The organism is Aeromonas dhakensis, from assembly GCF_002285935.1.
Classification (GTDB): Bacteria; Pseudomonadota; Gammaproteobacteria; order Enterobacterales; family Aeromonadaceae; genus Aeromonas; species Aeromonas dhakensis.
Genome location: NZ_CP023141.1, coordinates 1,005,017 through 1,018,405, shown reverse-complemented (window position 1 = coordinate 1,018,405; position 13,389 = coordinate 1,005,017). Strand labels below are relative to the sequence as shown.

Sequence of the window (13,389 nt, the reverse complement as noted above, 5' to 3'; positions counted from 1 at the left end):
AGACCTCACTGACAGGGGAGCCCAGTATATGAGAAAGGGCCACAGCGGCCCTCCCTGAAATCGCGGGGTTTGTGAGCCCGCTCGACGTTTGCCGGGCGGGCCCGCGCCGGCTGCGTCAGTCCAGAACCGCCTCGGCGCTGACGTACTCGTAGCCGAGCGCCTGCGCCACCGCCGCCTGGGTGATCTTGCCCTTGAACACGTTCAGACCGGCCCGCAGGTGGCGATCCTCCTGCAGCGCCCGGGCATAGCCCTTGTCGGCCAGCGCCAGCACGAACGGCAGGGTGGCGTTGGTCAGCGCGAAGGTGGAGGTGCGCGCCACCCCGCCCGGCATGTTGGCCACGCAGTAGTGGATGATGCCGTCCACCACGTAGGTGGGCTCCTCGTGGGTGGTCGGGTGGGAGGTCTCGAAACAGCCGCCCTGATCGATGGCCACGTCCACCAGCACCGAGCCCTTGCGCATCAGCTTGAGCATGTCGCGGGTCAGCAGCTTGGGCGCCGCCGCCCCCGGGATCAGCACGGCACCGATCACCAGGTCAGCCTGGGCGATGCACGCCTCTATGTTGGTGCGGGTGGAGTAGAGGGTCTTGAGGGCCGGGCCGTAGAGGCTGTCCAGCTCCCGCAGTCGCGGCAGGGAGCGATCCAGGATGGTGACGTCCGCCCCCAGTCCCAGCGCCATGCGCGCCGAGTTGACACCGACCACTCCGCCCCCCAGCACCACCACCTTGGCGGGTGCCACCGCCGGCACCCCGCCCAGCAGGGTGCCGTTGCCTCCCTGCGCCTTCTCCAGGCTGTGGGCGCCGGCCTGGATCGCCATCCGCCCCGCCACCTCGGACATGGGCGCCAGCAGCGGCAGGCCGCCGCGATCGTCGGTCACCGTCTCGTAGGCGATGGCCACCGCCCCCGAGTGCACCAGCAGCTGGGTCTGCACCGGATCCGGCGCCAGGTGCAGGTAGGTGAACAGCAGCTGACCCGGTCTGAGCAGTTCGCACTCCTCCGGCTGGGGCTCCTTCACCTTCACTATCATCTCGGCCCGGGCGAAGATCTCCGCCGCGCTGGCCACCAGTTCGGCACCGGCTGCCTGGTACTCGGCGTCGGACAGCCCGATCGCCTCGCCTCCCTGCTGCTGCACCAGCACCTTGTGTCCCCGGGCCGTCAGCTCCTGCACTCCGGCGGGAGTCATGCCGACCCGGTATTCATGGTTTTTGATTTCCTTGGGTACGCCAATAATCATGCTCGCTCTCCTGCTGTGATCCCGCCGGCGGCCGTGTCGGCGCCGGGCAGGATGCCCAAAAATTGCAACAACCACTGCATCATGGTGGCCGAATCCACCTCTCCCTCCAGCGAGGAGAGGCTGCGCTGATAGCGGTCATCGGACAGGAAGTCCCGCCGCCGCTCGATCAGCGCCCGGTTGTACGCCACCGAGAATTCCGGATGTCCCTGGATGGCCACGATGTGGTCACCCTGCAAAAACATGAAATTGGGACAAAAATCATTGCCCGCCAGCCGGGTGGCCCCCGGTGGCAACTGCTCCACCTGATCCTGGTGACTGGCCAGGATCCGGATGGTCTCGAGCCCGGGTTCCATCCAGGGTTGCCTGGCCAGCATGGGATGGACCGACACCCCCAGCCCCCACCCCTTGGTGGACTTCACCACCTCGCCCCCCAGCGCCTGGGCGATCACCTGATGGCCGAAGCAGACCCCGGCCAGCTTGACGTCGGCATCGTGGGCGCGCCGGATCCAGTCGCGCAGCGCCTGGATCCAGGGGATGTCGCTGTAGGCATCGTGGCGCGAGCCGGTGATGAGCCAGGCATCGCACTCGTGCAGATCGGCCGGCAGCTCACCATCGAGCGCCGACCAGACCCGAAATTCCAGCCCGGGGGCCAGTGCCCGGAAGCCCTTGATAAACATCTCGGAGTAAACGGGGCCGAAGTCCCCCGCCAAATCGGGGTCCAGCCGGTCACAATCGAGAATTCCCAGTCGCATCTGTTACTCCTTCACAGTGATAGCGGCGAACGAAGGTGGATTCCTGCCACCGGGCCATGTCCGGGCTAGCTGCTGCATGGTTGATTACTTCATGGTCGGCATGGAGAACTCCGCGCCAGCCCGCAGGCTCTGGGGCCAGCGGGCAGTCACCGTCTTCATCCGGGTATAGAAGCGCACCCCATCCGGCCCGTGCATGTTGAGCGGCCCGAAAATGGACCGCTTCCAGCCGCCAAAGCTGTGAAACGCCATGGGCACCGGGATGGGAACGTTCACCCCTACCATACCGACCTGCACGCGAGCGGTGAAGTCCCGCGCTGTGTCGCCGTCGCAGGTGAAGATGGCGGTGCCGTTGCCGTACTCGTGCTCGTTGATGAGCCTGAGCGCCGTCTCGTAGTCCGGCGCCCGCACGATAGCCAGCACCGGGCCGAAGATCTCCTCCCGGTAGATGCGCATCTTGGGGCTCACCCGGTCGAACAGGCTGCCGCCGATGAAGTAACCCTCGCCGTGGCTCAGGCCGCGACCGTCCACCACCAGTTCAGCCCCCTCGGCCACCCCCTGATCCACATAGCCGCGCACCTTGGCCAGGTGCTCGCGGCTGATGAGGGGCCCCATCTCGTTCTCCGGGCTCTGGCCCAGCCCCGGGCCCACCCGCAGCGCCGCCACCAGCGGCGACAGCCTGGCCACCAACGCATCGGCCGTGTCGTCCCCCACCACCACGGCCACCGAAATGGCCATGCAGCGCTCACCGGCGGCACCGTAGGCCGCCCCCATCAGGGCGGAGACCGCCTGCTCGAGATCCGCATCCGGCATCACCAGCATGTGGTTCTTGGCGCCGCCCAACGCCTGTACCCGCTTGCCGTGGGCCGAGGCGGTGGCATAGATGTACTGGGCGATGGGGGTGGAGCCGACGAACGACACGGCGCCGACCCGCGGGTCGGTCAACAGCACGTCCACCACCTCCTTGTCGCCGTTGACCACGTTGAGCACCCCGTCCGGCAGGCCGGCCTGCTTGAGCAGCTCGGCCATCCGCAGGGAGAGGGAGGGATCCTTCTCGGAGGGCTTGAGGATGAAGGTGTTGCCGCAGGCGATGGCCACCGGAAACATCCAGAGCGGCACCATGGCCGGGAAGTTGAACGGGGTGATGCCGGCACAGACCCCCACCGGCTGCATCATGGAGTGGCTGTCGACCCCGCGGCCCACGTTGAGGGAATGCTCCCCCTTGAGTAGGTGGGGAATGCCGCAGGCGAACTCCACCACCTCGAGACCGCGGGTCAGCTCGCCCTGAGCATCGGAGAACACCTTGCCGTGCTCGCGACTGATCAGCCGCGCCAGATCGTCCCTGTGCTGCTCCATCAGCTCCTTGAAGCGAAACAGCACCCGGGCCCGCACCAGGGGCGGGGTCTGCGCCCAGTCGACCAGGGCGCGCTCGGCGCTGGCGATGGCATCCTGGCACTCGGCGGCGGTGCTGAGCACCACCTGGCCCTGCTGCTGGCCGGTGGCGGGGTTGAAGATGGCCCCGAAGCGCTCGCTGCGGCTCTCGGTCGTCTCGCCGTCGATGAAGTTGCTGACCCTGTATGTCATAAATCCTCCGTGATGGGTTATTCGTCCCTGCCCGCGCCGTCCCGGGGAGCAGGCACGGGCAAGTGGCGCCGCGACGGGCGCCATCAACCGGTTAAAAGTCAGTCCTGGGCCTGCAGGGCGTCCTGCAGCAGGGTGAAGAGATCGTCGATCTGGCTGCGCTCTATGATGAGGGGCGGCGACAGGGCGATGATGTCGCCGGTGACGCGGATAAGCGCCCCCTTCTCGAAGCAGCGCACGAACACCTCGTAGGCGCGCTTGCCCGGCGCATCCGGCATGGACTCGAGCTCGATGCCCGCCACCAGCCCGTAGTTGCGCACGTCCTTCACGTGCTTGCAGCCCTTCAGCGAATGGGCCGCCTCCTCCCAGTAACCCGCCAGATCGGCGGCGCGGCTCAGCAGGTTTTCGTTGCGGTAGATCTCGAGGGTCGCGAGGCCCGAGGCGGCGGCCACCGGATGGCCGGAGTAGGTGTAGCCGTGGAACAGCTCGATGGCTCCCTTACCGGCCGCCATCATGTCGTCATAGATGTGGTTCTGTACCAGCACGGCGCCCATGGGGATGGCCCCGTTGGTGAGCCCCTTGGCACAGGTGATCATGTCGGGGATGACGTCGAACTCCTGGGCGGCAAACGGGGAGCCGAGGCGGCCGAAACCGGTGATCACCTCGTCGAAGATCAGCAGGATGCCGTGTTTGGTACAGATCTCCCGCAGCCGCTTGAGGTAGCCTTTGGGGGGCATCAGCACGCCGGTACTGCCGGCAATGGGTTCGACAATTACCGCCGCTATGTTGCTGGCATCGTGCAGGAAGACGATCTTCTCCAGCTCGTCGGCCAGGCTGAGATCTTCCTCCGGCAGCCCCTTGGTGAAGGCATTCTTGGTGATGTTGAGGGTGTGTGGCAAATGATCCACCCCGCCCAGCAGGGAGCCGAACCACTTGCGGTTGCCGGGAATGCCCCCCACCGAGATGCCGCCGAAGCCGACCCCGTGGTAGCCGCGCTCACGGCCGATGAGCCGGGTACGGGTACCCTGACCTCGCGCCCGCTGCCAGGCCAGCGCGATCTTGAGCGCGGTATCCACCGATTCCGAACCTGAGTTGGTATAGAAGACGTGGCCGAAGCCCTTGGGGGCGATCTCCACCAGCCGGTTGGCCAGCTCGAATGGCAGGGGGTGCCCCATCTGGAACGTGGGGGCAAAATCGAGGTGGGAAATCTGCTGGGAGACCGCCTCGGCAATCTCGCGCCGACCATGACCCGCGTTGCAACACCAGAGCCCGGCGGTGCCATCCAGTATCTTGCGGCCATCCTCTGAGTGATAATACATTCCCTCGGCCGACTTCAGGATGCGCGGCGCCGCCTTGAACTGCTGGTTGGCGGTAAACGGCATCCAGAAGGCGGACATGTCGGAGGGCGTATTGATGTCGCTGATCGGTTTCATGGTCACCTCATCCTTAAGGTGTTTAGTAACTGTCGGCCAATGCCTATTAAATTAAACACCTAAAATCTTAAAAAAGGGCTCAAACTTGCCCCATATGGTGTCACCCGGCTAGCTGCTCTGAGCGGGGTGGTATAAGATATTTAACACAAATTTAATAATAGTAAACAGTCAAGGAGTGTCTATCGATGGATATCGGTCACCGCCTTAAGGCGGTTCGCACCAAAGCCGCCCTCTCCCAGCGCGAGCTGGCCAAACGCTCCGGTGTGACCAACGGCTTTATCTCCCAGATCGAGAAAAATCAGGTGAGCCCCTCGGTCGCCTCCCTGCGCAAGGTGCTGGAAGGCATTCCCATGTCGCTGGCCACCTTCTTCACCGATGAGACGGAGATGGATTCCGAGGTGATCTTCCGCGCCGCCGACATGCCGGATCTCGGCACCCACCCCATCAGCTACCGACTGGTGGGCCACAGCCGCGCCAACCGCGCCATCGGCATGATGCAGGAGATACTGCCACCGGGCGCCGACACCGGCGACGACATGCTGAGCCACGAGGGCGAAGAGTGCGGCATCGTCATCCAGGGCCAGGTGGAGGTCACCGTCGGCGAGCAGGTCTACCTGCTGGCGCCGGGGGACGGCTACTACTTCGACAGCCGCACCCCGCACCGTTTTCGCAATGTGGATGAGCACGAATGCGTGCTGATCTCGGCCAACACCCCCGCCAGCTTCTAAGCCATGAGAGGGGAGCTCCTCCCCTTTGGCGGACCCAGCAGCACGACCAGCCCCTTAGTACCGGGCGTCGGTTTGGCAGGCGTCGACGGCCCGCACTTGCGGTGCGGTTTGCCCCGCCGGATACCCTCGCCGGGACGGATTCCGGATGAGGCCAAACCGGCAAAGTGTTTAACGAATTGTTACAGGATGGATTTACAAGCGGCAGGATGTTTAGCATATTGATACGCGGAAACTGACTTTTTGCCGGTTCAAGGAGTGAACATGAGTGACCTGACCCTGGCCCAGTGGCAACACAAGGCCTCCCACCTGACCCTGCCCTCGCAAGCCTTCGTCGACGGCAGCTACCGGGACGCCATCAACGGCGCCACCTTCGACTGCATCAACCCGGCCAACGGCAAACTGCTGACCAAGGTCGCCGCCTGCGACGCCGCCGATGCCGAACTGGCGGTGCAGGCCGCCCGCGCCGCCTTCGACGACAAACGCTGGAGCGGTCTGTCGCCCAAGCAGCGCAAGCAGATCCTGCAGCGCTTCGCCGAACTGATGCGGCTCAATCTGGTGGAGCTGGCACTGCTGGAATCGCTCGACATGGGCAAGCCCATCGGTGACGCCATGGGTTATGACGCCCCCGCCGCCGCCAACTGCATCGCCTGGAACGCCGAGGCCATCGACAAGATCTACGATCAGGTCGCGCCGGTCGAGGAGTCCGCCCTGGCCCTGGTGACCCGCGAGCCGCTCGGCGTCGTGGCCGCCATCGTCCCCTGGAACTTCCCGCTGGTGATGGCCTGCTGGAAGCTGGGCCCGGCACTTGCCACCGGCAACTCGGTGATCCTCAAACCCTCCGAGAAATCCCCGCTCACCGCCCTGCGCATCGCCGGTCTGGCCAAGGAGGCCGGCATCCCCGACGGGGTGTTCAACGTGCTGCCCGGCTTCGGCCACACGGTCGGCGAGGCGCTGGCCATGCACATGGACGTCGACTGCATCACCTTCACCGGCTCCACCAAGATCGGCAAGCATCTGGTGCAGTGCTCCGGCAAGTCCAACCTCAAGCGCGCCTTTATGGAGTGCGGCGGCAAGAGCCCCAACATCATACTGGCGGATGCACCGGATCTGGACGCCGCCGCCCGCAGCGCGGCCGGCGCCATCTTCTACAACCAGGGCGAGGTGTGCACCGCCGCCTCCCGCCTGCTGGTGCAAAACAGCATCAAGCCGCAGTTCATGGAGCGGCTGCTGGCCCATGCCCGCGAGTGGATCTCGGCCAACCCGCTCGACCCCACCACCCGCATCGGCGCCATGGTGGATCACATCCAGATGGAGCAGGTGCTCAACTACATCGCCATCGGCCAGCAGCAGGGCGCCAAACTGCTGCTGGGGGGCAAGCGCACCAATACCGAGAGCGGCGGCTTCTATATCGAGCCCACCATCTTCGACGAGGTGACCCCAGAGATGCGCATCTTTCGCGAGGAGATCTTCGGCCCCGTGCTGGCGGTGACCGGCTTCGACACCCTGGAAGAGGCCATTGCGCTGGGCAACGACACCGACTACGGTCTGGCGGCCGCAATCTGGACGGCGGATCTCAACAAGGCGGTGAAGGGCTCCCGCGCCCTGCGCGCCGGCACCGTGTTCGTCAACAACTGGGATGGCGGCGACATGACCATGCCGTTCGGCGGTTTCAAGCAGTCCGGCAACGGTCGCGACAAGTCGCTGCATGCGCTGGAGAAGTACACCGAGCTGAAAAGCACCTGGATCCAGCTCGAATAGCATCAGAAATGACGCTCATTTATCGAAAAGGGGGGGAAATCCCCCTTTTTCATTTTTACCCTTTCATCGCCGGCCTCAATCGATATAATCATCAAATATACAAGCCCTTAAATATAAAGATAAAAATGTTATTTTTTCTGGGAAGTGTACTGTTTCTGGTAATAGGACTGCCGCTGCTGTTCTACATACTGGGACACGGTGAGGCCTACGTGACCTGGGGTCCGTGGATCTCAGCCATCGCACTCATGCTGTGGCTGCTGCTGGACGTGGACAAGATCCGCCGCGGCGGAGGCCGCTGAGCCGGGCAGTACGCCGTTAAAATCCGCTGATCACCATTTATTCGCTTCTTTCCCCGCAAAAGGATCGCTACACTGATTTTTTGCGATGCGTTCCAGCATCCGCCTCTCCAGTGAAGGTTATCCGCATGCAGCAACACGTTCAGCGCCAGGGCGTCATCTACGCCTTGTGCGCCTATACCCTTTGGGGCCTGGCGCCCATCTACTTCAAGACTATCGCCGCCGTGCCGGCCGCCGAGATCCTGACCCACCGGATGATCTGGTCGTGCGCCCTGCTGCTGGTACTGACCCTGCTCGGCCGCCAGTGGCACAAGGTACAGGCGGTACTGCGCCAGCCGAAGGTGCTGCTCACCCTGGCCTTCACCTCCATCACGGTCGGCGGCAACTGGCTGCTGTTCATCTGGGCCATCAACAACGGCCACATGCTGGATGCCAGCCTCGGCTACTACATCAACCCGCTGTTCAACGTGCTGCTCGGCATGTTGTTCCTGAGCGAGAAGCTGCGCCGCCTGCAGTGGTGGGCGGTGGGACTGGCCGCGATCGGCGTCGCCATCCAGATCATCGCCTTCGGCTCCCTGCCCTGGATCGCCCTGGTGCTGGCCTCGAGCTTCGCCATCTACGGCCTCATTCGCAAGAAGCTGGCCCTCGACGCACTGACCGGCCTCTTGATCGAGACCCTGATCATGCTGCCGCCGGCCGCCATCTATCTGTGGGGCATCGCCGACAGCCCTACCAGCCATCTCACCCAGAATGACTGGCACCTCAACCTGCTGCTGATCGCCGCCGGTGCCGTCACCACGGCGCCGCTGCTCTGCTTCACCGCCGCGGCCACCCGGCTCAAGCTCTCCACCCTGGGTTTCTTCCAGTACATAGGGCCGAGCCTGATGTTCATCCTGGCGGTCACCCTCTATGGCGAAGCGCTGGCGCTGGACAAGATGATCACCTTCGCCTTCATCTGGAGCGCGCTGGTGCTGTTCAGTCTGGACGGGCTGCGCAGCGGCAAGCGCCGGCAGGCTGCGGAGCAGGCTTGACGGGACGCCGCCCGGCGCTGCAATAATCTACAAGCCCATGCCCGGGTTTCAGGTTATCAATAGCCGATGAGCGCCCCCCAATCCCGCATCCACTACTGGCAATCCCGGCTGCTGCCGGGAGTTGAACTCTCCCACTCCCACCACAGGGAGTTCAGCTATGGCCGCCATGTTCACCTGGACTACCACATAGGTCTGGTGCAGCAGGGCGGCCAGAAATTCATCCACAAGGGCAACAGCCACCACCTGGTGCGCGGCGAGCTCTCCACCGTCAACCCGGACGAGATGCACGACGGCCTCAGCCTGCGGCCGGAAGGGTACGAGGTGCGGGTGTTCGCCATCGCCCCCGAGCAGCTGGCCCGCTGGCTGCCAGACAGCCCGGAGCCTTTCTTCGACAAGGGGTTGCAGAGCCGCCCCGATCTCTATCAGGGCTTCGCCCGGCTGCACATGTACCTGGACAACCCCAGCCCCGACGGCCTGCTGGCGGAGAGCCAACTGCTGGCCCTGCTCGGCGAGCTGCTGCACATCGCCCCCGAGCGCCACGCCCTGGCCGACCCTCAGCTCAGGTACCTGCGCGACTATCTGATGGCCCGGCTGGATCAGCGCCACAGCCTGGAAGATCTGGCCGCCCTGTTCGGGCTGGATCGCTTCGCCTTCCTGCGCCAGTTCAAGAAGAAGACCGGCATGACCCCCTACGCCTGGCTCAAGCGGCTGCGGCTCGAGCAGAGCAAGCGCCTGCTCGGCAGCGGCCTGCCGGTGAGCGAAGTGGCGCTGGCGGTCGGCTTCTTCGATCAGAGCCACTTCCACCACGGCTTTCGCCAGGCGTTCGGCCTCACCCCTGCCGATTTTCGCCAGCAGATGCTGGCCGCCAGCGGGCGCGTCGACTAACTCCGCACTGCAATCTTTTACAATCCTGCGCCCTCGCGATCCGCCATGCTGTCGCCTCGTACCATCATCGAGGTTTCACCATGTTCACCAGCCTGTTTCTGACCATAGGTCTCATCCACCTCATCGCCCTGGCGAGCCCGGGCCCCGACTTCGCGCTGATCCTGCGCACCAGCCTGCACAGGCCCACCGCCCTCGGGGCGGCGCTGGGCATCGCCTTGGCGATTGTGGTGCACGCCACCCTCAGCCTCACCGGCATCAGCCTGCTGATTGCCGAACACCCCTGGCTGTTCATGACGGTGAAGGTGGTCGGCGCCCTCTATCTTGGCTGGCTCGGCTGGGGGGCGCTGAAGGCGGCCTGGCACAGCTCGGCCGAGCTCGCCCTGCACGCCGGCGGCGAAGCGCAGGGCTGGCGCAAGGGGGTGCAGCGCGGCATTGCCACCAACCTGCTCAACCCCAAGGCGTTGCTGTTCTTCATGGGGCTGCTGGCCGCCATGGTGACGCCCCAGGTGGACGGCCTGACCCGCGGCCTGCTGGTACTGGAGCTGTTCCTGCTCTCGCTGGCCTGGTTCGGGGTGCTGGCCTGGAGCCTCTCCACCGTGCGAGCCCAGCGCCTGCTCGGCCGCGTGCAGCGTCCGCTCAACCTGGTCACCGGCCTGCTGTTCGGCGCGGTCAGCCTCTCCATCCTGACCGGCATGGCCGGCGAGGCCTCTGCCCTGGTCCTGCACTGACATCTGTTTTGCAGCCATGAAAAAGAGGGATGGCCCGGGCCATCCCTCTTTGCGTTCATTGTTCCTGACCGGGTAACCGGCCCTCTCACTGGCCCTTCATCAGAACCACTGACCGTGGCGCTTGATATAGAGGGTCTTGACGGTCTGGGTCAGCCCCATGTAGGCCAGCATGGTGATCACCAGCCACATGAAGTACTTGGGCCCATCCAGAGTGATGAAGCCGAAGTGCTCGGCCAGCGGCGAGAACGGCAGGTAGCAGCCGATGGCGATGGCGATCGAGGTGGAGAGCAGCACCGGCAGGGTGGCGGTACTCTGCAGGAAGGGGATCTTGCGGGTACGCAGCATATGCACCACCAGGGTCTGCGACACCAGCCCCTCGATAAACCAGCCGGAGTTCATGATGGCCTGACCGTTGACCAGCGGATCCATGCTGCCGTTGGCGGTGGCATAGAGGGCACCGGCGCCGAACACGAACCACATCAGGCAGTAGGTGCTGATGTCGAACACCGAGGAGGTCGGGCCGAGCCAGAGCATGAAGCGCTTGATGTTGCTCGCCTCCCACTTGCGCGGCCGCTTGAGGAACTCGGGGTCCATCTTGTCCCACGGCAGCAGCATCTGGGAGACGTCGTAAACCAGATTCTGGATCAGCATCTGCATCGCCAGCATGGGTGCCCAGGGCAGCCAGGCGGAGGCCACCAGCACCGAGAAGACGTTGCCGAAGTTGGAACTGGCGGTCATGTTGAGGTACTTCAAGATATTGCCAAAGGTCTCGCGCCCCTTGATCACCCCCTCCTCCAGCACCATCAGGCTCTTCTCCAGCAGGATGATGTCGGCGGTCTCCTTGGCGATGTCGGCACCGCTGTCCACCGAGATCCCCACGTCTGCATCCCGCAGCGCCGGCGCATCGTTGATGCCGTCACCGAGGAAACCGACGGTATTGCCGTTGGCCTGCAGCGCCTTCACCACCCGCGACTTCTGCAGCGGGGTGAGCTTGGCGAAGATGGTGGTCTGCTTGACCGCCTCGCACAGCGCCACGTCGTCCATCCCCTCGATATCCTTGCCGAGCAGCGGCACGCCGGGCGCCAGCCCCACATCACGACACACCTTGCTGGTGATGATGGGGTTGTCGCCGGTCAGCACCTTGACCGCCACCCCGTACTCGTTCAGCGCGCGGATGGCCGGCGCGGCCGAATCCTTGGGCGGATCGAAGAAGGTGAGGAAGCCGCGTACCACCAGCTTGGCCTCGTCGCGGGTCTGATAGCTCTGCTTGCACTCACCCGCCGGGATCTCGCGGGTCGCCACGATCAGCACCCGATAGCCCTCGGCGTTGAACTCCTCGCTCTGGCGCAGCAGGGCACGGCGATCCGCGTCGATCAGCTCCCTAACCTCCTGGCCATCGGCGATCTCGCTGGAAACGGCCAGCATCTCTTCCACCGCCCCCTTGGAGACCATCAGCTGCTGGCCCAGATCGTCCTGCACAATGACTGACAGGCGCCGGCGCACGAAGTCGAACGGCAGCTCGTCCACCTTGCGGTAGTTGGCCGGCTTGCAGCTCTCCCCCAGCGCATCGGCGTGCTCGACCACCGCGATGTCCATCAGGTTCTTCATGCCGCTCTGGTGAAAGCTGTTGAGCCAGGCCAGCTGCAGGATCCGGTCGTCCCGGTTGCCACGCACGTCGTAGTGGTGCTCGAGGATGATCTTGTCCTGGGTCAGGGTGCCGGTCTTGTCGGTGCAGAGCACGTCCATGGCGCCGAAGTTCTGCACCGAGTTGAGCCGCTTCACCACCACCTTGCGCTTGGCCATGGCCACCGCGCCCCGCGCCAGATTGGCGGAGACGATCATCGGCAGCATCTCGGGGGTGAGCCCCACCGCCACCGCCAGCGCGAAGGTGAGCGCCGACATCCAGTCCCCGCTGCTGATGCCGCTCAGCATGAAGACGATGGGCACCATCACCAGCATGAAGCGGATCAGCAGCCTGGTGACGCTGTTCACGCCGCGATCGAAACTGGTCTCGATGCGCTTGTGGCTCACCACGTTGCGGGCCAGCGAACCGAAATAGGTGTCGCTGCCGGTGGCCACCACCACGGCGCGGGCGGTGCCGCTCACCACGTTGGTGCCCATGAAGCAGATGTTGGGCAGATCGAGCATCCCCCCCTCGGCTGCAGCGCTCCCTTCCGCCGACTTGCCAGCCACGGCGCCCAGGGTGTCGTACTTCTCCACCGGCAGCGCTTCGCCGGTCAGCACCGCCTGGCTGATGAAGAGATCGCGGGATTCGATCAGCTTGATGTCGGCCGGGATCATGTCCCCCGCCTGCAAGTGCACTATGTCACCGGCCACCAGTTCGGTCATCGCCACCTCCTTGCGCTGGGGGGCGACTCCCGGCGAGGGGCGACGCTGCACGGTGGCGGTGTTGCGCACCAGCGACTTGAGCGCCTCGGCCGCCTTGGCGGAGCGGTACTCCTGCCAGAAGCGCAGCAGACCGCTCAGCCCCACCATGACGCCGAGGATGATCACCTTGACCCAATCCCCGTCGCCCGGCTCGGCCATCAGCACGTCCATCACGTAGCTGACCAGCCCGAGCACGATCAGCACCATCACGAAGGGGTTCTTGAACGCCTGCAGCAGCTGGATCAGCGCGTGGGGCGGCTTGTCGTGGGTCACCTCGTTGGGACCAAACTGGATCAGGCGGTTGGCGGCCTCGGTCGCGGTGAGGCCGTCGATGTTGCCGCGCACGGCGGTGAGGGTGTACTCGAGGGACTTGTCGGCCTCGTCGAGCACCCGGGAGGAGAGCTTCTCCTTCTGGCTGCCCGGGGCGACGAACCCTCTCTGCTTGTGCCGGCTGGCGGTATGTTGTTGCTTCATGACTCTTTATCCTGATTTTTACGCGCAAGCGGGCGCTGTCGCGGGCCGGGCCTGGCGTCAGTACTGAAATCGAAGGCTGTGAACCCAACACAATGCCGGCACGGTCA

11 protein-coding genes are annotated in these 13,389 nt (G+C 64.7%); 6 read left to right on the top strand and 5 right to left on the bottom strand.

Features of this window, described 5'->3' with window-relative positions:
• Window positions 1-115 precede the first annotated feature (115 nt).
• From ald to aptA, 4 genes are all read right to left on the bottom strand, one after another.
• A complete protein-coding gene (ald, locus tag CK627_RS05020; protein WP_010635456.1) occupies window positions 116-1,231 on the bottom strand; it encodes an alanine dehydrogenase in 1,116 nt (371 codons plus the stop codon).
• The gene (locus tag CK627_RS05015) at window positions 1,228-1,983 is read right to left on the bottom strand and encodes a glutamine amidotransferase-related protein (protein WP_010635457.1); all 756 of its coding nucleotides are present in this window, start codon (window positions 1,981-1,983) and stop codon (window positions 1,228-1,230) included. The genes ald and CK627_RS05015 overlap by 4 nt, the downstream gene beginning before the upstream one ends.
• A gap of 84 nt (window positions 1,984-2,067) precedes the next feature.
• Window positions 2,068-3,564, bottom strand: a complete 1,497-nt coding sequence (locus CK627_RS05010) for a CoA-acylating methylmalonate-semialdehyde dehydrogenase (protein WP_095591815.1) — start codon at window positions 3,562-3,564, stop codon at window positions 2,068-2,070.
• Between the two features lie 98 nt (window positions 3,565-3,662).
• Window positions 3,663-4,994 (bottom strand): omega-aminotransferase AptA, encoded by a 1,332-nt coding sequence (aptA, locus tag CK627_RS05005; RefSeq protein WP_095591814.1) that lies wholly within the window; start codon window positions 4,992-4,994, stop codon window positions 3,663-3,665.
• Between the two features lie 185 nt (window positions 4,995-5,179).
• Here aptA and CK627_RS05000 point away from each other — a divergent pair, with 185 nt between their 5' ends.
• The 6 genes from CK627_RS05000 (at window position 5,180) to CK627_RS04975 (ending at window position 10,420) form a co-directional block, all read left to right on the top strand.
• Window positions 5,180-5,722 carry a cupin domain-containing protein gene (locus CK627_RS05000; RefSeq protein ID WP_005307724.1) on the top strand — a complete coding sequence of 181 codons (543 nt, stop codon included), beginning with the start codon at window positions 5,180-5,182 and terminating at the stop codon, window positions 5,720-5,722.
• Between the two features lie 261 nt (window positions 5,723-5,983).
• A complete protein-coding gene (locus CK627_RS04995) occupies window positions 5,984-7,480 on the top strand; it encodes an aldehyde dehydrogenase (RefSeq protein WP_095591813.1) in 1,497 nt (498 codons plus the stop codon).
• Between the two features lie 8 nt (window positions 7,481-7,488).
• Complete coding sequence (locus CK627_RS04990) at window positions 7,489-7,779, top strand: hypothetical protein (RefSeq protein ID WP_095591812.1); 291 nt, start codon at window positions 7,489-7,491, stop codon at window positions 7,777-7,779.
• Window positions 7,780-7,904: 125 nt separating this feature from the next.
• On the top strand, window positions 7,905-8,807 hold the full coding sequence (rarD, locus tag CK627_RS04985; RefSeq protein WP_017766217.1) for an EamA family transporter RarD: 903 nt from the start codon (window positions 7,905-7,907) through the stop codon (window positions 8,805-8,807).
• A 66-nt stretch (window positions 8,808-8,873) separates the two neighbouring features.
• Window positions 8,874-9,692, top strand: a complete 819-nt coding sequence (locus CK627_RS04980; protein ID WP_095591811.1) for an AraC family transcriptional regulator — start codon at window positions 8,874-8,876, stop codon at window positions 9,690-9,692.
• Window positions 9,693-9,772: 80 nt separating this feature from the next.
• Window positions 9,773-10,420, top strand: a complete 648-nt coding sequence (locus CK627_RS04975; RefSeq protein ID WP_095591810.1) for a LysE family translocator — start codon at window positions 9,773-9,775, stop codon at window positions 10,418-10,420.
• Between the two features lie 99 nt (window positions 10,421-10,519).
• Here CK627_RS04975 and mgtA read toward each other — a convergent pair whose 3' ends face one another.
• Window positions 10,520-13,282 carry a magnesium-translocating P-type ATPase gene (gene mgtA, locus CK627_RS04970; RefSeq protein WP_095591809.1) on the bottom strand — a complete coding sequence of 921 codons (2,763 nt, stop codon included), beginning with the start codon at window positions 13,280-13,282 and terminating at the stop codon, window positions 10,520-10,522.
• Between the last annotated feature and the right edge of the window lie 107 nt (window positions 13,283-13,389).